The sequence below is a fragment of the Pseudomonas sp. CCI1.1 genome, from assembly GCF_034348165.1.
GTDB lineage: Bacteria > Pseudomonadota > Gammaproteobacteria > Pseudomonadales > Pseudomonadaceae > Aquipseudomonas > Aquipseudomonas paracarnis.
The window spans coordinates 321,790-341,001 of the sequence record NZ_CP133780.1; the positions used below are offsets into that span (position 1 = coordinate 321,790).

Below are 19,212 nucleotides of genomic sequence, written 5' to 3' on the forward strand. Positions count from 1 at the left end.
CACGGTCCTTTGGATGAGCCTGTTACCCCTGATCGCGGTGGCCCTCGAAGAGCCTCACGCTTTGCGGCTGTTGGGGCACTCTCATATCGAAACCCCGCAAGTGACGCTGGACGAGGCCGACTGGCGTTGGCTGCGTGAGCGGCGCTCATTACTGATGGGCGTCTCGGCGCCCGATTACGTACCATTTGACTTGACTAACAACAACGACGAGCTCGAAGGTATCACGGCCGATTTTGCCGCATTGGTCGGCCAGGCCCTGCATATCTCCATCGAGGTTCGGCGTTACGATACACGCGATGAAGTGATCGAGGCCCTGAAGCAGGGAGCGGTGGATTTCCTCGGTTCCGCCAATGGCTATGAAGCGGCCGATCCGCAACTGCTGTTGTCTCGCTCTTATGCCAACGATCAACCGACCCTGGTGACCCGCAGCGGTGACAGCCAGGTGTTGAATGATGACCTGGCCGGCAAGCGCGTGGCGATGCTGTATCACTATATGCAGCCCGACGCCGTACGGGCGTTTTACCCCCAGGCCCAGCTGGAACTGTTTGCCTCGACCTTCGAAGCCATTGGTGCCGTGGCGTTTGGTCGTGCCGACGTCTACCTGGGGGATGCCATCAGTAGCAACTACCTGATCAATCGCAACCACCTCAACAATGTACGCATGGCGGATTTTTCCGGCCTGGAAGTCAATCCGTTTGCGTTTGCCGTCACCCGGGAAAATACGCGTTTACTGCCCATCCTCAATGCTGCGCTGGAGGCGATTCCCGCCAGCGAGCAGATGGAAATTCTACGCCGCTGGAGCGGGGGTAACCTGGGCATAATCGGCGTTGACCGGCTGCACTTGAGCGCCAGTGAACAACGCTGGGTGCAGAAAAATCCACGGGTCAGGGTCGCGGTGCTCAATGATTTCCTTCCCTTATCGTTTATCGGCGATCAAGGCCAATTTGAAGGGCTGAGTGCCGAAGTGCTGTCGCGCATCAGCTTGCGTACCGGCTTGAAGTTCGATGTGGTGCCAGGCAGTTCGTTGCCGCGCCAGATCAACATTGTCAGCGCGGGCACGGCGGACATGCTGGCGGTCGTCACGCCTAGCGTGGAGCGGGCTGATAAAGTGCGCTTTACCCGGCCCTACTTGACCAACCCCTTTGTGCTGGTTACCCGCGACGGTCCGCACAGCCCGCTCACGCTGGAGGACATGGTCGGCAAACGCCTGGCCATGGTGGTTGGCAATGGGCTGCACGATGAGATAGCGCAGAATTTTCCAGGCGTGATCTTTGTCGACGTGGAGACCCCCCAGCAAGCCATGGCGCTGGTGGCCAATGGTGACGCCGATGGCGCGGTCAACTCATTGATCAGCGCACGCTATCTGATCAACCGGTATTACCGCGACCGCTTGCGTGTCACCAGTACGGTCGGCACCGAGCCTGCACGCGTGACCTTTGGGGTCAACCGCAGTCAACTGGAGTTGTATTCGATCCTCGACAAGGCACTGCTGAGTATCACCCCGCAGGAAATGGACGAGTTGATTGGCCAGTGGCGCAGCGAGGTCATCATCGAGGACAGTTACTGGTTGCGCTATCGCAACGTGATTCTTCAAGGCTTTGGGTTGGCGGCGCTGTTGTTGGCCGTCACGCTGGGCTGGGCCATTTACCTGCGCAGCCTGATTCGCAAGCGCCTGCAGGCCGAGCGGGCGCTGAGCGATCAGATGCGGTTCATGAGTGTATTGATTGACGGCACGCCGCACCCGATTTATGTGCGTGATCGCCAAGGGAGGCTGATGGCCTGCAATAACGCCTACCTCGACGTGTTTGGCTACAAGCTTGAAGACGTGATCGGCAGGACGGTGGTGGAAACCGACGTCGAAAACCCGCCACAGGCCCAGTCGTTTCATGAGGATTATCTGCGCTTGATGGCTGGGGGCGAGCCGCAGATTCATGATCGAATACTCAAGGTGCCCAACGGCGATGTGCTGACCATTTACCAGTGGATGCTGCCGTACCGCGACGGCGACGACAAGGTGGTGGGTATGATTGCCGGTTGGGTCGACGTGAGCGAGCGGCACCGCTTGCTCGGCCAGCTACAGGAAGCCAAGGACGATGCCGACGCCGCCAATCGCGCCAAGACTACCTTCCTGGCGACCATGAGCCACGAGATCCGCACGCCCATGAATGCCGTGATCGGCATGATTGAGCTGGCGTTGAAAAATGCCGAACAGGGGCGGGTCGACCGCGACGCCCTGGAGGTGGCCTCGGTGGCTTCGCGGGGGATGCTGGAGTTGATCGGCGATATTCTCGATATCGCGCGGATCGAGTCCGGGCACTTGTCGCTGACCCTGGAGCCCGCCAACCTGCATGAGCTGTTGGCGTCGGTCGCACGGGTGTTCGAGGGGCTGGCCCGAGCCAAGGGGTTGGCGCTGCAGGTTGAATTGGACCCGCTGATTGACCAGGCGGTGCTGGTCGATCCGCTGCGATTCAAGCAAGTGGTGTCCAACCTGCTGAGCAATGCCATTAAGTTCACTCCCCATGGGCAGGTCAGCCTGGTTGCACGGGCGGTGGTCGAGGGCGATCGCTTGGCCGTGCAATTATGGGTGCAAGACACCGGCATTGGAATTAGCGTCGCCGACCAGCAGCGGCTGTTCAGCGTGTTTATCCAGGGCAGCAACAATCAACAGTCGGCACGCAGCGGGTCTGGGCTGGGGTTGGTGATCAGCCGCAGCTTGTGCGAAATGATGGGCGGCCAATTGCACTTGAGTAGTGTGCTGGGGCATGGCACTCGGGTGGACGTGACGTTGGCCCTGGCCATGACCGCCACGCTGCCGGCCCCGATTGAGCCTGTGCAAGAGGCGGCGCCTGAGGGCCGTGCGCTGAGCATTCTGGTGGTGGACGACTACCCGGCCAATCGCTTGCTGCTGGCTCGACAGTTGAGCTTTCTGGGCCACCGTATCGTCACGGCCGAAGACGGTGTGCAGGGGCTGGAGCAGTGGCGAGCGGGGCAGTTCGATGGCGTCATTACCGATTGCAACATGCCCTTCAAGAACGGCTATCAGCTGGCACAGGACATTCGCGCGCAAGAGCGTGAGCAGGGTCTTGAACCCTGCCTGTTGCTGGGGTTCACCGCCAACGCCCAGCCGGAGGAAGCTGAGCGCTGCCGGCAGGCGGGCATGGATGGGTGCCTGTTCAAGCCAACCGGGCTTGACGACTTGCGGTCGGCGCTGGCCTCGCGTTTGGCAGACGCGGGCCCGCAGCCTGTGCCGACATTCGATTTGAGCACACTCGTCGCGCTGACCGGCGATGATCACGCAGCGCTTGTCGGATTGTTGGCGCCGTTGCTTAAAAGCCTGGGGGAGGACCGTGCCTTGCTGCCACGCCTGGCAAGCCAGGCAGATTTTGCCAAGCTGCACGACCTGGCCCACCGTGCCAAGGGCGGCGCGCGAATGGTCAAGGCAAACCTATTGATCAGTGGGTGTGAAGCATTGGAGGCCGCATGTGAACAGCGCGACCGTCAGGCATTGGGGCCCGCGGTTGACGGCGTGAACGAAGCGCTTGATGTTTCGCATCGTGGCTTGAAAGCTTATTGCAATCAGCCCTGACTGCGGTTGATCGCCATTCGGGAAATTTGGGAAAACTCTTACACAAACCGGGAACATGCCTGATTTTGTCGTCGGCATATGTCTGGAGAATGGGCTGCGCTCACTGCCGAGCACTGCCTGCCCAGGGGTTTGCCATGCCGAACAAAGCACTGACCATCCTGATTGCCGATGAACAGCATCTGCAACGCTTGTACATCGAGAAAATGCTCAACCAGTTGGGTTATTACCGGATCGTGCCGGTGCAAACATTCGAAGAGGTGCGGATTCTCACTGCCATTCCTGCCGAACCCTTCGACGTGCTGATAATCAATGCGGGGCTGATGGCCCAAGCCCATGAGCCTCTGCCCCAGGTGCGTCATGTACTCGTCTACGAGCATCTGGACCTGGGCGCCCCTTGCGGCGTAACGCCGGCTGTGCGAGTGCGATTGCCGGGTGTGCCGGACCACGTCAACCTCGAACACTTCATGGACATCGTCGACCCCTGCGAGACTGCCAACGGCCTGCGGGTGTTGCCGTGGCTTCGAGAGCTGTCCCGCATGCCGGTGGCCCGGGCCTAGTCCACAGCCATTGTTTGTAGGCGCTCGCTCGCGAAAAACTCGCAGGCGCTGCGTTTATTCAGGAAGCACGCGTTATCGTTGACGTTTTTTTGCGAGCAAGCTCGCTCCTGCACGAAGGCGATTCAAGGGTGCATCGTGTTTACCGTATGCCACGAAATCTACGGGCCAGTTCAATCTTCGCAGAAGCAGGCAAGAGAAGGCATCGAGCACACGCCACTACCGGCCCATGCTCGCCCACTGCAGGAGTTTGCCAAACAGAAATTCCAGGCCGATCTAATGTTTTTCACCGATCAGTCGGCTTTGCCGTGTTCCCGCAAACGCTCGGCGGCACTGCGTAACAACTGCTCGGTCCCGTCCCAACCCAGGCAACCATCGGTCACCGAAACGCCGTATTTCATCGACGCGCTCAGCGGCTGGCAGCCTTCGAACAGGTGACTCTCAAGCATCATGCCGACCAGCGAGGTATCACCTTGCAAACGCTGCTCCAGCACGTCATTGAATACCGCCGGTTGGCGCAGCGGGTTCTTGCCGCTGTTGGCATGGCTGCAATCGACCATGATTCGTGGCGCTACTTTGGACTTGGCCAGGTCATGCTTTACGTCGGCCACGCTTTGCGCATCGTAGTTGGGCCCACGATGGCCGCCGCGCAGCACCAAATGAGTGTCGGGGTTGCCGGGCGTCTGGATGATCGCCGGGTGGCCCTGGCTGTCGACGCCGAAATGACGATGCGGGTGAGAGGCTGAGCGCATTGCATCGCAGGCAATGGCGACGCCACCGTCGGTGCCGTTTTTGAAGCCCACGGGCATGCCCAGCCCGCTGGCCAATTCGCGGTGAATCTGCGATTCGGTCGTGCGTGCGCCAATGGCGACCCAAGTGAGCAGGTCATCGAAGTAGCCGGCGGCCATGGGTTGCAGCAACTCGGTGGCCACCGGCAGGCCCAGGCGCAGCATTTCACGCATCAGTTCGCGGGACAGGGTCAGGCCGGCGGCCATGTCATCGCTGCCGTCCAAGTGCGGATCGTAGGCCAAGCCTTTCCAGCCCACAGTGGTGCGCGGTTTCTCGACGTAGGCACGGATCACCAGCAGCATCTGGTCGCTGACTTCAAGCGCAAGCTTCTTCAGATTGCGCGCGTATTCCATGGCCGATTCCGGGTCGTGGATCGAGCACGGGCCGACAATCACCAGCAAGCGTGAATCTTCGCCATTGAGGATGGCGCGCACGGCTTGGCGATGGGCGTGGACTTGTTCGTTGAGGAACGGGCTGAGCGGGAGTTGGTGCTTGAGTTCAAGAGCGCTGGGCAAACGCTGGGTCAGGGCTTCATTGGCGCTGTTGAGGGCAGAGACGGGCAAAGCGGCGACGGAGGAGTTCATATTCAAGGCTTCCTGGGCAAGCGGCGGGCGATTCCCGCACGCTTGGCCTACTGGGGTGTTCGACAATTGGCCGTATCGGCTACGTGTGTTGGCTTGCCACCACGGGGTGACCGGTCGGAGGCGGCAGGCTGTCCCGAACGGAGCTGGCTAAATCGCCATGCAGTGCAAGTGTCGTAGCGGTAATAGGTGGCGTAGTTCATGGTGTGATTCCTTTAAGTGAGCGTGAAAAACAAATTGTCAGGCGCTGAAAAAACAAAACCCCCGGTCGGGGAGCCGACCGGGGGTTTAGATTTCTCTGGTAGGCGACCCCTTGAGTAGTGGGCGCCGATTTCAGGTATCAGGCGCGCCAGTGGCTAAACCAATACCCAAAATAAAAGCCGGCCAGTGCGCTCGAACCATTCACATGGGTAGCCGACACCGAGCGCAAGGCGCTGGCAGCAGGGCAAACCTGAGTGTGGGTGAGTGGCAACATGGGGCTCTCCAAATGATGGGGGGAGCTTACTAGAGGCGTGCGGGTGGATTCAATCAGTAATTTCTATCGCGTGGCAGTACTTACCGCTATGGGCATAGGTATCTACACAACGTTGCTGCGACGCTGGACCTGTGGCGAGGGAGCCTGCTCCCGTGACGGCCTGACAGCCGGCGCTGATCTGGCTGAGGCACCGCGATCCAAATGTGGGAGCTGGCTTGCCTGCGAAGACGGCCGGACCGTCAACACAGTTGGACCGTGTACATATCCATTCCTGCGGTAACGGCGATACCTATGCCGCTATGGGGCAAGTGTGGATATGCTGACGGCTCTCAAACAATGATTGCCAGGACGCGACCATGACTGCCTTGACCCTTGCTGCGGCGCAAACCGTTTCCATCCCGGGCGATATCGCTGCCAATATCCAGCGGCACCTGGCGTTGATGCGGGCCGCGGCTGAACAGGGTGTGCAATGCCTGGTGTTTCCAGAACTGTCACTGACAGGCTACGAGCCGTTCCTGGCGGCCGATTTGGCCATCGACCCGCAAGACGCCGTGTTGACGCCGTTGCGTGAACTGGCGCGGGAGCTGCAGTTGACGGCCGTGGTGGGCATGCCGGTGCGCTTGGCGCCAAAAACAGGTGTGCTGATCGGCGCGCTGGTGCTTGAGGCGGACGGTTCAGTAGGCGTCTACACCAAGCAGCATCTGCACCCCGGCGAAGAGCTGGCATTTGCTGCGGGGCAGGGCGGCGAGCCCCTGGAATTGGCAGAGGAGCGCATCGCGCTGGCGGTGTGTGCGGACTTTTCCCAGGCCAGCCATCCACGTCAAGCGGCGGCAGCGAGCGCCACGGTGTATGCCGCCGGCGTACTGATCAGCGAGGGAGGCTACGCGGCGGACAGTGCTTTGCTTGAAGGCTATGCGGCCGAGCATGGCCTGTTGGTACTGATGGCTAACCACGGTGGCCCATCTGGAGGCTGGGCTTGTGCCGGTCGCAGTGCGATCTGGACCGCCGATGGCAACTTGCTTGTTGCCGCCCCCGGTGTCGGCGACGCGTTGGTGATCGCCCGTCGCGACGGCGGGCAGTGGACCGGCCAAGTGGTCGCCCTCTGAATGAGGTTTCATTTGCGCCGGGCCATCGAGCAGGACCTGCCGTTTGCCCGCACCCTGACCCAGCAGGCCATGAGCCATTACTACCGTCAGAACGGCTTGTTGTGGTCCAGCGACGGCTTCGACGTGGCCTGGGCGGGCCGCGAGAACTGGCTGATCTGCAACGATGACGTCGTCATGGGCTTTATCAGCCTGAGCCGCGATGGCAAGGCCCTGTATATCCGCGAGCTGCACCTGCTGGAATGCTGCCGCAAGCAGGGCGCGGGCACATGGGTGCTGGAGCAAATGGCGCTCAAGGCACGCGTCGAGGGCCTGGGCTTTCTACGTTTGACGGTGTTCAAGACCAACCCGGCAAGAAGGCTGTATCAGCGCTTGGGGTTGAGCATTGTCGGTGAAGAGGATGGCTTCTGGCGGATGGAGCGTGAGTGTCGCGCACTCACATCGGACTAAAACATGCACGTCCTACAAATAAGCGCATACTGCTGTCAGTTAGTGCTTTGTTCGTCGTGGGATTGAGCTCTTGGCTCATCCACGATAACGCCCTCTTTCATGCCCAGAAGTACCGCCACTTTATGGGCTTCTCCACGCCGTCCCTTTTTGCGCCCGGAGAGCACTTGATACGTGGTTGCCGGGTCTACGCCATGTTCCCGGGCGAACGCTTGAACTGACTTTCCTTGATGTTCCAGCCAGGCCTTGGCTTGTGCAGCAGTACGGATTCCGGGCATAGTTCAAAACCGTTCAAGTTTGTTTAACGAAGTGATGGTGTGACACCTCTTGGGGTGTGCCAATTTAGGATCATACATCCAAATGAGTGGAATCGGTTCGCGCTTAAGGCAAGAAAGAGAGCGACTTGGCCTGTCGCAGAAAGTTTTTGGAGAAATTGGAGGCGTTGAAGCGAACGCCCAAGGCAAATATGAAAGCGGTGGTCGTGCACCCAAGGCCGACTATTTGTCTCGCGTCGCCGAAAAAGGTGTGGATATCCTGTACGTGTTGACCGGCAGCCCAACGCCGATCCAGCTGGATAACCTGAGCAAGATCGAAGAGAAAGTGCTGGGCAATTACCGAGCGATGTTCAAGGAAGACCAGGACGCAATCCGTCGCTTGACCAGTACCTTGGCTGAGCATTCATCCGTGGTGAACGGAAAAGCCAAGTCGCCCCCCCAGGAATCCTGACCTTTAGCCCAGGAAACAGGGCTGTTCGCCAGCCGGCGAACAGCCGCAGCACGTTTAATCTCTATATATATGACACTTGCAACTAGGTCTGCGCCTTGGTTTTTTGCTAAGGTGTTCAGCAACCTATAAGACCATATCGCGAGGTGTCTGCTTGATTAGGGTGCTAGTAGTCGATGACCATGATCTCGTTCGTACAGGCATTACACGAATGCTGGCTGACATCGACGGCCTGCAAGTAGTCGGCCAGGCGGAGTCGGGGGAGGAATCCCTGATCAAGGCCCGGGAGTTGAAGCCCGATGTGGTACTGATGGACGTCAAGATGCCTGGGATTGGCGGTCTTGGTGCCACGACCAAGTTATTGCGCAGCCATCCGGACATCAAGGTCGTGGTGGTCACGGTGTGCGAGGAAGACCCGTTTCCCACCCGTTTGCTGCAAGCCGGTGCCGCCGGCTACCTCACCAAGGGCGCAGGCCTGGCCGAGATGGTGCAAGCCATTCGCCTGGTATTTGCCGGCCAGCGTTACATCAGCCCGCAGATTGCCCAGCAATTGGCGATCAAGTCGTTCCAGCCCACCAGCGATTCGCCATTTGATGCGCTGTCGGAGCGGGAAATCCAGATCGCCCTGATGATCGTCGGTTGCCAGAAGGTGCAGACCATCTCTGACAAGCTGTGCCTGTCGCCCAAGACCGTCAATACCTACCGTTATCGTATCTTCGAGAAGCTTGCCATCAGCAGTGATGTTGAATTGACCCTGCTCGCAGTGCGCCACGGCATGGTGGACGCCAGCGCCTGACATGACCACACCGTTTGATCCGAGTGCCTTTCTCTCCACCTGCAGTGGCCGCCCCGGCGTGTACCGCATGTTCGACAGCGAGGCGCGCCTGCTTTACGTGGGCAAAGCCAAGAACCTGAAGAACCGTCTGGCGAGCTACTTTCGCAAGACCGGCCTTGCGCCGAAAACCGCCGCCCTGGTGGCGCGTATCGCCCAGGTCGAAACCACCATCACCGCCAATGAAACCGAGGCGCTGCTGCTTGAGCAGACGCTGATCAAGGAATGGCGGCCGCCTTACAACATCCTGTTGCGTGATGATAAATCCTACCCTTACGTGTTTTTATCCGACGGCAACTTTCCCCGCCTGAGCATTCACCGCGGGGCAAAGAAGCAAAAGGGCAAGTACTTCGGGCCTTACCCCAGCGCCGGGGCGATTCGTGAAAGCCTGAGCCTGCTGCAAAAAACCTTTTTTGTGCGTCAGTGCGAAGACAGCTTCTACAAGAACCGCACCCGGCCGTGCCTGCAATACCAGATCAAGCGCTGCAAGGCGCCCTGCGTGGGCCTGGTGGAACCTTCGGAGTACGCCGAGGATGTGCGCCATTCGGTGATGTTCCTCGAAGGGCGCAGCAACGCACTCACCGATGAGTTGTCCGGGGCCATGGAGCAGGCCGCCAGTACCCTGGATTTCGAAAAGGCCGCCGAACTGCGCGACCAGATCTCCCTGCTGCGCCGTGTCCAGGACCAGCAAAGCATGGAAGGCGGCACCGGTGACGTTGACGTGATCGCCGCGTTCGTCAACCCGGGCGGCGCCTGTGTGCACCTGATCAGCGTACGAGGCGGGCGGGTATTAGGCAGCAAGAACTTCTTCCCGCAGACCGGTATCGACGAAGACGTGGCGGAGGTCATGGCCGCATTCCTTGGCCAATACTACGTCAGCAGCCCTGAGCGCGACCTGCCGTCTGAACTGATCGTCAACGTGGTGCACGAAGACTTCCCCACCTTGATCGAGGCCATCCACGAGCTGCGCGGCCGCGAGCTGGACATCAGCCACCGCGTACGCGGCACCCGTGCTCGCTGGCAGCAGCTGGCCGTGACTAACGCCGAACAGGCCCTGGGCGCGCGGCTGGCGAACCGACAGCACGTCGCTGCACGCTTCGACGCCCTGGCCGAGGTCCTCAACCTGGACGAGCCGCCCCAGCGCCTGGAGTGCTACGACATCAGCCACTCCAGCGGCGAGGCCACAGTGGCCTCTTGCGTGGTATTCGGTCCGGAAGGGCCGATCAAGGCCGACTACCGGCGCTACAACATCGAAGGCGTTACCGCCGGCGATGACTATGCCGCCATGCACCAGGCGCTCACGCGGCGATTCAGCAAGTTGAAGGACGGGGAGGGCAAGCTCCCCGATATCCTGCTGGTAGACGGCGGTAAGGGCCAGTTATCCATGGCCCGTGACGTGCTCAACGAACTGGCGGTGCCCGACCTGATCCTGCTCGGTGTGGCCAAGGGCACCACGCGCAAGGCTGGTTTCGAGACGTTATACCTGAATGATGCCGCCCATGAGTTCACGTTGAAGGGCGACTCACCCGCGCTGCACCTGATTCAACAAATCCGCGACGAAGCCCACCGTTTCGCCATTACCGGCCACCGCGCCCGCCGTGGCAAAACCCGGCGAACTTCAACCCTGGAAGGGGTGGCAGGGGTTGGCCCGACGCGGCGTCGCGACTTGCTTAAACATTTTGGTGGCTTGCAGGAGCTCTCCCGTGCCAGCATTGACGAGATAGCCAAAGCACCCGGTATCAGTAAAAAGCTCGCTGAATTGATTTATGCCAATCTGCACAGCGAATAGAATGCCTTCTCACCTCGTAGCCAGTTGTGCCGATGAATATCCCTAATCTGATCACCGTTCTACGCGTCCTGCTTATCCCGATTTTCATTTTGTTGTTCTATTTGCCGTATGAATGGAGCTACGTCGCGTCCAGTTCGGTATTTGCCTTCGCAGCCGCCACCGACTGGCTCGACGGCTACCTGGCCCGCCGCCTGGAACAGAGCACGCCCTTCGGCGCGTTCCTCGACCCCGTGGCCGACAAACTCATGGTGGCCGTCGCCCTGGTCCTGCTGGTACAGGAACACGGCAACCTGTGGCTGACCCTGCCGGCCGCCGTCATCATCGGCCGCGAGATCGTCGTCTCGGCCCTGCGCGAATGGATGGCCGAAATCGGCGCCCGCGCCCACGTGGCCGTCTCCAACATGGGCAAATGGAAAACCGCCGCGCAAATGCTCGCGCTGGTGATCCTGCTGGCCAACCCGTCGGACTTCTCGTTCTGGGTGCTCACGGGCTACGCCTTGCTGCTGGTCGCGGCCGGCCTGACCTTGTGGTCCATGCTGCAATATCTGCGTGCGGCCTGGCCCCATCTGCGAACCACCGTTGAAAAGAAATAAAACTTTTTTGAATCAAGGGGTTGACGGGTGCTGAGGATTCTATAGAATGCGCATCACCAAGCGGGAATAGCTCAGTTGGTAGAGCACGACCTTGCCAAGGTCGGGGTCGCGAGTTCGAGTCTCGTTTCCCGCTCCAAGCATTAATGAAAAAGCCACTCTAACGAGTGGCTTTTTTTTGGTGCGCCAGGCATGGCGCGTTGCGCGCAAGCGCAACCAGCTTGGCTGTGGTGGCCACGCTGGTGACTGGGAGGTGAAAGTCCTCTACACACCCGGCAAGGGGAAGTGTTAGCCAGAGGCAAGGGTGTCGCGGGTGACTGCGAATCTGAAGGAAGCCCGAGGCAAAATGCTGGCCTGACGAACAGGAAGCGGATAGAGGCGGCGCAGCGGGGTAAGAAGGCCAAAATCTTCAAAGCCCAATACTTGCACGGAACGCTGTGACGTAGATCCGACAGGCATAAGCAGGAAGGTCGCGCGAATTACCCTGGGAGATCTGCACGTTTGCCAGTGTGCTACCGAGCGTCGAGAGGCGATGGGATGAGCGTGCAGAAGTCAGCCGAAGCCGTAGTAAGTGGCGAATAACCGCGCCACCAAGGGCCGAACAGGTTATGCCGCCAGTAGGCGTCAGAGTCTCGTTGAATACCGAAATGCAGAAATTTCTCCAAGAGAAGACTGTGACTCCGAGTCCCGGACAGAATCCGAGGATGACGGCTGACAGCGCAAAGGTATCGACGGCATCTGTGACGTGGACGAACGCGGAGCCGGACACGCTGATGGCGCGGGTGCTTGCACCGGCCAACCTCAGACGTGCGTATCAGCGCGTGGTCAGCAACAAGGGCGCGCCGGGTGCCGATGGCATGACGGTCGACGACTTGGCGGACTACGTGAATCAGTATTGGCCGATCCTCCAGAGGAGGTTGCTGGCCGGCGAATACCACCCGCAAGGTGTACGCGCCGTCGACATCCCCAAACCCAAAGGCGGCACCCGACAACTGGGCATTCCCTGCGTCGTGGATCGCCTGATCCAACAGGCACTGCTGCAACAGCTCACGCCGATCTTCGACCCGCTGTTTTCGGATTACAGCTACGGCTTCCGTCCGGGCAGAAGCGCCCACCAAGCCATCGAGACAGCCCGCGCCCATGTGGCGGCAGGGCATCGCTGGTGCGTGGAACTCGATCTTGAGAAATTCTTTGACCGGGTCAACCACGATCTCCTGATGGCGTACGTGGCGCGCCAAATCGTAGATAAACGCGTGCTCAGACTGATCCGGCGGTACCTCCAAGCCGGTGAGATGTCGGGTGGGATCGCCAGCCGACGGCAGGAAGGGACGCCGCAAGGCGGCCCGCTCTCGCCGTTGCTGTCGAACATCCTGCTCAACGAACTCGACCGCGAGCTGGAACGGCGGGGTCATCGCTTCGTGCGTTATGCCGACGATGCGAACATCTATGTGCGCAGCCCTCGTGCTGGCGAACGAGTGATGGCCAGTGTTGAGCGCTTCCTGAATCAGCGCCTGAAACTAACGCTGAATCGGGATAAGAGCCGAGTAGCCGGGTCTTGGATGTGTGATTACTTGGGTTACGGGATGAGCTGGCATCAGCAACCGAGACTGAGAGTGGCGACGATGAGCCTGGGTCGCTTGCGCGACCGGCTCAGAGAGCTGCTACGTAAAGCGCGGGGCCACAAGGTGGCGACTGTCATCGAGCGGATAAACCCCGTGCTGCGCGGATGGGCGGGCTACTTCAAGCTGAGCCAGAGCAGACGGCCACTTGAGGAATTGGACGGCTGGGTGCGTCACAAGCTTCGCTGTATCGTCTGGCGTCAATGGAAGCGGCCCTCTACGAGGGCGCGCAACTTGATACGCTTGGGACTTAATGCGGCGCGGGCGTGGAAATCGGCAGTCAATGGCCGAGGCCCATGGTGGAACTCGGGAGCGCCCCATATGAATCAGGCGTTGCCGAAGAAGCTGTGGGACCGCCTCGGGCTGGTCTCGATACTGGATACGATAAACCGACTTAACCGTATAACCTGAACCGCCGTATACGGAACCGTACGTACGGTGGTGTGAGAGGACGGCGGATGTGAATCCGCCTCCTACTCGATCCTGTGTGATTTACGGAATGGACGCTTAGGCGTCTTTTTTTGTTTGTGCGCACAACCGTAGGGCGCGCGCTCAAATTCGTATTGTTACTAGATCCGCTCAGTTCGCCTGGGTCGCCAGGCGAACTACTGTTCGCTCAACTTCCCGACGCGCCTCGACGCTTGGGGAGGGCGTCACTTCTGGCACCGATAATCCTAAGTGACGGTGGTTTCCAGGCAGTGGAATTGCCCCATCGTGCGGCACACGGATTTTTGTGCGCCTGCGCGCTCAGCGCGCGCGTAGTTCCAAAATTGGCAACGCCCCGTGGCAATCGCCAACCCTTGGGATGCCCGGATTTGGCCGTACTCAAACGGCGTATGGACGTAGAAGAGTTGCACAAGCCCATCGGACGGGTTGCCGCCGGTGGCCCCCCCAATATTTCGGCGTTGCGCAGCCTGCAATGAGCGGTAGGGCGATGGCGACGATGACGGATTTCATTGTCGAGGGCGGTCCTTCAAGAGTAAAACATGACGTTTGTAGGAGGTGTTTCCACTAGCCTGTCTCAACGTCGGTTGCCTAAGGCGGCCCAAACTTGACCGACTGGCAGCCACTGGACAGCAGCAATTCGCCTTCATCGGCCTCAAACCCGACGACCTTCCTGTCCTGGTCGACGGTGATGGAAAGGATGCAGCGATTCGGGTTATTGACGGTTGCCCAATAGTTGGTGTGCACCATCACATTGCCCTGCCTTTCCGCGCTTTGTGCCACCACCTCATTGCTGTTGTAAGACGTGTCGCGGTACCACTGCATCACCACATGCTGGTCGTCCGCGGTGCGATCCATTTTTTGGGGTGGACCAAAGAAATTGATGGCGTCCTGCGCCGGGCGGCCTTTCCATTGGCTGCGCGCGTACATTTCCGGGACGGTGTCAAAACTGACGCAGCCGGTCTGCAGCAGCGCGAGGGCCAAGGCCAATGCACCTGTGTATTTCATGTTGATCACTCATTATTCAAGCGTGCCGGTTGACGCTGGAGGTCATTTTTTCTCAGGTGCGCCCAAGAGGAAGTTGAGGTCGCGCATCACGTCCTCGGTGCTGCTCTTCTTGGACTCAATGCGGATCGGCTGATTACCCGGCAACTGATTGAAGAGGCCTTGCTGCGTGATCGCCACCAGTTGAGCGTTATCGATGGAGCCGACGCCCATCGGCATCATGGCGTTGGACTTGCGTTTGCCCGGTGCGCAGGCGAAGTCATAGCCACGCTCCAGCCAGCTCTTGGGCACCGGCACCCAACGTTTAGGCGCCGGCAGCACCGTGGTCGCCCCGGCGCGCAGGTAGGCGGTGGCAGAGTTCACCCTGAGCTGTCGCTCCGGGCATTGCAGCTCCAGCGCGTAGCTCACGTAGTTGGGGCTGTTGGGGCTTTCGAATACCTGCACGACCGTCAGCTGTGTGTTTTGCGGGTGTTGTTGTGTGGCTTTTACCGACTGTGCATCGGCGAAGAACAGGTCTCTGTTGGGCGTGTCGCCGGTGCCAAAGATCATCCACCAGTCGGTGGCCACTGCGGGGGCTGCGCTTAGCGATAAGAGGGCGAAGGTCGAACCTGCGAGCAGGCGCTTTCGCAAACCGAGGGGGATGTTGTTGTACATGGTCAATCGACTCCTGTCGTGGACGCGGGGAGGGCTAGAGCTCAACGAAATGAGCGAGCGGGCACATCCTAGGCAGCGTCGCCCGTGCCATTCAATAATGTGGGCGCAATCAGGACGCGTCCTGCGAACCCATGCGCTGGGTCTGTAGGAGGTGTCTTTCAATAGCGTTGTGCGTGACTTATCCAAGCATTGAAAACGCCCCAGAAATTGAATGGGTGTCTAAGTGTTGGGGGCGCCCTTCACCCTCGGCAGCCGACTGCGTGCACTCTTATGCCTCAAACGGCCATCTATCGAATGCTGAGCGCTGACGCAGGTTTAGCGTGCTGAGCATGAACACCATCTTTGCCGGCAACGCCGCCATGTGGCGCGCCCGGCACGCCGACGTCCGTTCCCATAGGCCGGTGCGCGCGATGCCCGCACCGGCTGTCAGGGTTACTTCGTGCAGGTCAGGCGCGAGTACTTCGGCGGCTCAAGCAGGATGCCTGGAGTCATGACCGTCGAGCAGTTGAACACACGGCCCTTGGCGGTCGTGGCTTTGAAGTTCAGTTCAGCGCCGCCCAGGAAGTCCTCCTTGCTCTTGGTGACCGGGCCCATGGTCAGCTCATCCGTAGAGGCCAAGCCAATCGCCTCTGCGGTGACTTTGTGTATCTGCAGTACGTTGGGGTTGGTGGTGCAGCCCGCCAGCAGGCTGGCCAGTGCAAGCAGGAGGAGGGCGGTTGAGGTCTTGGTCATCGTGAGGCTCCTTGCGAGTGACGGCGGCAGGAAAATTGCGCGCGTGCCGCCTGTGGGAATCATGAGGGAACAGGGATTTGCCCTACGGCGGCGGAGTCTAGGAGCGCGTAAAAGACCCCCACAATCACCTGGAGGAAATCGAGACGGAGGCTACGGTGGAGCGTGTTGGAGTTGACGGAAATCGAGCGGGAGAGGGTCAGGCCACCGAGGGAAAATCGAGGCTGAAGGGTGACGAAGGTGGGCATGGGGATATGCAGATCCTCCACGGCGATGGGGCTTTCGCAGGCATGCTCTAGCTGGGTAGAAAAATCCATCGCGAGGGTGTTAGTGACAGGCTGCCGGCTAGATGTCAAACCCGCAGGTACTTCCATCGTTCGCTGACCCATGACGGCATCACTTCTTATGGGGGAGGGTGTTCGCCTCGCTGGTTTCCCTGACCGCAAACATTAGGCAGCGCACCGCTTCACGATCCTGTTCCGACAAGCAACGGTAGTAGTGGACCAGGCGCTCTTCTTCTCGATTGAGTTGTCGGGACCGCAGGGCTGTACTGACGGCGGTACGCAATGAGGGAAAAAATGAGGTATTTAGCATGATCCAAGTTCTTCATGAGGTGAATGGAGACGTGGGCTTCTTGCCCAGAACAACTGAATACATAACGTTTATTTTAGAAAAGGGCTTGTCGTTTTTCGTGACTGTTGGGTATTTCAGATGGGGCCGTCGGAAGTGTTTGGAGAAAGTGTAGGAGCGATCTTTCAAAGGCGGTGGAAAACACGCGATAGGGGGGACGCTACCGCGGATCGGGTCCTATGCGGTGCCTGAGAGGTCCCAGTGCTGGCTTTCGATCAGGTAGTCACGAGCGGTTTTCATTAAATGATTCAGAGGCACAGACCGTCGACTACGTGCGCTCAGCGTCAAGTAACAATGGGCTGCCTCACCTTGCGACTTAACCCCGGTGTCTTGCCCGTAACACGTTTGAACGCGCGACTGAAAGCGGCCTGGGATGTATAGCCCAAGCGTTGTGCTACCTCTTCGATCGGCAGCCTTTCGAGGGTCAGCCACTGGCTTGCGAGCCGCATTCGCAGTTCGGTGACATAGCGCAGCGGCGTCATGCCAATCGTCACCTGGAAGCGATCCGCGAAGGCTGAGCGTGAGGTATTGCATTGCTCTGCCAATTGCGCAACGGTCCAGTCGCGGCCCGGTTGTTGATGGAGCGCGAGCAGTGCACCGGCCAAGCGTGGATCGCGCAAGGCGGCGACCAGGCCAGAGGCATTACCGCAGGCACACTCTACCCAGCCGCGAACGACCATGGCGGCCACCACGTCGGCCAACCGCGCGAGGATACCGGCGAAGCCCACACGTGCGGCGCTGACCTCGCGTTCCATGGTGGTCAGGATAGGCACCAGTCCAGGGTAGCGCTGGCCGTCGGCATCAATCAACATCAGGCCCGGCATCAGTTTGCCGAGGCCATGGATGCTGCCCAGTTCAAACTCCATACAACCACTGAACAAAATGGTGCTCGGCGTTGGGCTGGCATCGGTTCCGGTGTGCACCGCGCTCACGGTGTCACCGAGGGGGACGCCGTCTAGGCGGTCGATGTCCTGAACGGGTACGTCCGCATGGGAATACAGTTGATGGGCCGCGCCGTGGGAGATGAACACGGCGTTGCCGGCAGACAGCGCGTAGGTGGTGCCGTCCTCCATTCGCAGTACCGCATTGCCGACGGCCATGAAATGGAACCAGGCATGCCCAGGTTTTTCAGCGAAGCCCAAACCGAAACTCGGACTCGTTTGTATACGCCGGTATTCGACGCCACGCAGGCGCATACCGCGCAACAGTTCGTTGATGAGATCCGAGGAAAGAGCAAACTGTTCTGCAGACATTGTTCAGGTGTTTTAGTCAAAAATGAGAGATTTTGGATCATAGATCATCCAGATTCGCGCGCCTAGACTGCGGGTCGCAATGATGATTGGGAGATCCCTGTAATGACTGACTGTGTATGTGACGCCGTATCCAACCGCCATCCCGGTGCCTTCTCGGAGGCAGAGCCTGCGGCCCCCGCGTGGATGGCCGTCTTCTCACTGGCAATGGGAGTGTTCGGATTACTGACTGCGGAGTACCTTCCGGCCAGTTTGTTAACACTGATGGCGACTGATCTGGGCGTGTCCGAAGCGCTGGCTGGCCAGGCGGTAACGGTGACAGCAGTGGTAGCGTTGTTCGCCGGTTTGTTGGTGCCAGGCCTGACCCGCGGCATCGACCGACGTTGGGTGTTGCTGGGGTTTTCCACGTTGATGGTTGCCTCCAATCTGTTGGTCGCCGTTTCTTCCAGCTTTGCGGTGCTGCTGTTGATGCGCATTTTGCTGGGGATTGCCCTGGGCGGGTTCTGGAGCATGGCTGCGGCCGTGGCGATGCGCTTGGTGCCGAGTGCTTTGTTGCCTCGGGCGCTGTCGATCATTTTCAGTGGGATTGCCATCGGGACGGTCGTTGCCGTGCCACTGGGCAGTTATCTGGGCGGGCTATACGGCTGGCGCAGCGCGTTCTTTGCAGCGGCGGCGGTAGGCATGGTGACCCTGGCGTTTCAGTCATTGACTTTACCGCGCCTCGCGCCGCGCCGGCCGGCACGTCTGCGCACGGTTTTCGACGTGTTGCAGCGCCCAGGCATCGCCATGGGGATGTTCGGTTGTGTGCTGGTGCATAGCGGTCACTTCGCGATGTTCACCTACGTTCGGCCATTTCTTGAAGGTACTACCGGCATCGGCTCGCAAGGGCTGTCGCTGATGTTGTTGGGGTTCGGCGTGGCGAACTTCTTCGGCACGCTGTTGGCTGGCAGGCTGCTGGAGCACCGCCCGCTGGCGACTCTGGTGTTAATGCCTGCGCTGGTCGGGGTTGCAGCACTGGCGTTGGTGCTGTTGCCACCCTCGTTGCCGGGGCAGGCGGTACTGCTGGCAATATGGGGCTTGGCCTTTGGCGGTGTGCCGGTGGCGTGGTCGAACTGGGTCGCCAGCGCGGTACCTGACCAGGCGGAAAGCGCCGGGGGTATGGTGGTGGCCTCTGTGCAGTCCGCCATCGCCATGGGCGCCGCCGCTGGCGGTGCAGTGTTCAGCCTCGGTGGCAGCGCGGGCGTCTTTATAGCGGCGGCGGTGCTGATGTTGCTGGCTGCGTTGTTGATTGCGCTGCGTGTCCGGGTGCCTTCTGTCCATGTCGTCAATGCTGGGAGGGCTAGCGCTCAAAATGAGCACTATTGAATTTCTAGGTAACCCTTGACGGTCCCCCGTGACGCGCACTCAATCGA

At 59.8% G+C, this 19,212-nt stretch carries 17 protein-coding genes and 1 tRNA gene; 11 read left to right on the forward strand and 7 right to left on the reverse strand.

Annotation, left to right across the window (positions count from 1 at the left end; genetic code table 11):
* Nucleotides 1-13: 13 nt before the first annotated feature.
* Nucleotides 14-3,586, forward strand: coding sequence for a transporter substrate-binding domain-containing protein (locus RHM69_RS01480; protein ID WP_416151970.1), 3,573 nt, complete (start codon nucleotides 14-16; stop codon nucleotides 3,584-3,586).
* 134 nt (nucleotides 3,587-3,720) lie between these two features.
* Nucleotides 3,721-4,143 carry a hypothetical protein gene (locus RHM69_RS01485; RefSeq protein WP_032903477.1) on the forward strand — a complete coding sequence of 141 codons (423 nt, stop codon included), beginning with the start codon at nucleotides 3,721-3,723 and terminating at the stop codon, nucleotides 4,141-4,143.
* Between the two features lie 290 nt (nucleotides 4,144-4,433).
* On the opposite strand, the gene RHM69_RS01490 is transcribed toward RHM69_RS01485, so the two are convergent.
* A complete protein-coding gene (locus RHM69_RS01490) occupies nucleotides 4,434-5,513 on the reverse strand; it encodes a 3-deoxy-7-phosphoheptulonate synthase (protein ID WP_014717995.1) in 1,080 nt (359 codons plus the stop codon).
* A gap of 828 nt (nucleotides 5,514-6,341) precedes the next feature.
* Between RHM69_RS01490 and RHM69_RS01495 the strand changes: the two genes are divergently transcribed.
* On the forward strand, nucleotides 6,342-7,091 hold the full coding sequence (locus RHM69_RS01495; protein ID WP_200599404.1) for a carbon-nitrogen hydrolase family protein: 750 nt from the start codon (nucleotides 6,342-6,344) through the stop codon (nucleotides 7,089-7,091).
* Nucleotides 7,092-7,538: a GNAT family N-acetyltransferase gene (locus tag RHM69_RS01500; protein ID WP_032905025.1), complete on the forward strand. Its 447-nt coding sequence runs from the start codon at nucleotides 7,092-7,094 to the stop codon at nucleotides 7,536-7,538. It abuts the gene before it with no gap.
* A 35-nt stretch (nucleotides 7,539-7,573) separates the two neighbouring features.
* Here the strand turns inward: RHM69_RS01500 and RHM69_RS01505 are convergent, their stop codons facing one another.
* Complete coding sequence (locus tag RHM69_RS01505) at nucleotides 7,574-7,813, reverse strand: DNA-binding protein (protein ID WP_003190382.1); 240 nt, start codon at nucleotides 7,811-7,813, stop codon at nucleotides 7,574-7,576.
* Between the two features lie 82 nt (nucleotides 7,814-7,895).
* Here RHM69_RS01505 and RHM69_RS01510 point away from each other — a divergent pair, with 82 nt between their 5' ends.
* The 6 genes from RHM69_RS01510 to ltrA all read left to right on the forward strand — a co-directional run bounded on the left by RHM69_RS01510 (nucleotide 7,896) and on the right by ltrA (nucleotide 13,499).
* Nucleotides 7,896-8,261: a helix-turn-helix domain-containing protein gene (locus RHM69_RS01510; RefSeq protein ID WP_003190384.1), complete on the forward strand. Its 366-nt coding sequence runs from the start codon at nucleotides 7,896-7,898 to the stop codon at nucleotides 8,259-8,261.
* A 151-nt stretch (nucleotides 8,262-8,412) separates the two neighbouring features.
* Nucleotides 8,413-9,054: a UvrY/SirA/GacA family response regulator transcription factor gene (gene uvrY, locus RHM69_RS01515; protein WP_003190387.1), complete on the forward strand. Its 642-nt coding sequence runs from the start codon at nucleotides 8,413-8,415 to the stop codon at nucleotides 9,052-9,054.
* Between the two features lies 1 nt (nucleotide 9,055).
* Nucleotides 9,056-10,879: an excinuclease ABC subunit UvrC gene (gene uvrC, locus RHM69_RS01520; RefSeq protein WP_019821446.1), complete on the forward strand. Its 1,824-nt coding sequence runs from the start codon at nucleotides 9,056-9,058 to the stop codon at nucleotides 10,877-10,879.
* Nucleotides 10,880-10,911: 32 nt separating this feature from the next.
* Nucleotides 10,912-11,472 carry a CDP-diacylglycerol--glycerol-3-phosphate 3-phosphatidyltransferase gene (pgsA, locus tag RHM69_RS01525; protein WP_003190391.1) on the forward strand — a complete coding sequence of 187 codons (561 nt, stop codon included), beginning with the start codon at nucleotides 10,912-10,914 and terminating at the stop codon, nucleotides 11,470-11,472.
* A 60-nt stretch (nucleotides 11,473-11,532) separates the two neighbouring features.
* A tRNA-Gly gene (locus tag RHM69_RS01530) sits at nucleotides 11,533-11,608 on the forward strand.
* A 469-nt stretch (nucleotides 11,609-12,077) separates the two neighbouring features.
* Nucleotides 12,078-13,499, forward strand: coding sequence for a group II intron reverse transcriptase/maturase (gene ltrA / locus RHM69_RS01535; RefSeq protein WP_011805433.1), 1,422 nt, complete (start codon nucleotides 12,078-12,080; stop codon nucleotides 13,497-13,499).
* Between the two features lie 263 nt (nucleotides 13,500-13,762).
* On the opposite strand, the gene yecR is transcribed toward ltrA, so the two are convergent.
* From yecR to RHM69_RS01560, 5 genes are all read right to left on the reverse strand, one after another.
* Complete coding sequence (gene yecR, locus RHM69_RS01540; protein ID WP_282376524.1) at nucleotides 13,763-13,945, reverse strand: YecR family lipoprotein; 183 nt, start codon at nucleotides 13,943-13,945, stop codon at nucleotides 13,763-13,765.
* 178 nt (nucleotides 13,946-14,123) lie between these two features.
* Nucleotides 14,124-14,540, reverse strand: a complete 417-nt coding sequence (locus RHM69_RS01545; protein WP_020303194.1) for a hypothetical protein — start codon at nucleotides 14,538-14,540, stop codon at nucleotides 14,124-14,126.
* Between the two features lie 42 nt (nucleotides 14,541-14,582).
* Nucleotides 14,583-15,191 carry a hypothetical protein gene (locus RHM69_RS01550; RefSeq protein WP_014718000.1) on the reverse strand — a complete coding sequence of 203 codons (609 nt, stop codon included), beginning with the start codon at nucleotides 15,189-15,191 and terminating at the stop codon, nucleotides 14,583-14,585.
* A 432-nt stretch (nucleotides 15,192-15,623) separates the two neighbouring features.
* The gene (locus tag RHM69_RS01555; protein WP_014718001.1) at nucleotides 15,624-15,923 is read right to left on the reverse strand and encodes a hypothetical protein; all 300 of its coding nucleotides are present in this window, start codon (nucleotides 15,921-15,923) and stop codon (nucleotides 15,624-15,626) included.
* Nucleotides 15,924-16,834: 911 nt separating this feature from the next.
* Nucleotides 16,835-17,803, reverse strand: coding sequence for an AraC family transcriptional regulator (locus tag RHM69_RS01560; protein ID WP_058410182.1), 969 nt, complete (start codon nucleotides 17,801-17,803; stop codon nucleotides 16,835-16,837).
* Nucleotides 17,804-17,905: 102 nt separating this feature from the next.
* On the opposite strand from RHM69_RS01560, the gene RHM69_RS01565 reads away from it, so the two are divergent.
* On the forward strand, nucleotides 17,906-19,165 hold the full coding sequence (locus RHM69_RS01565) for an MFS transporter (protein WP_200599410.1): 1,260 nt from the start codon (nucleotides 17,906-17,908) through the stop codon (nucleotides 19,163-19,165).
* Nucleotides 19,166-19,212: the final 47 nt, after the last annotated feature.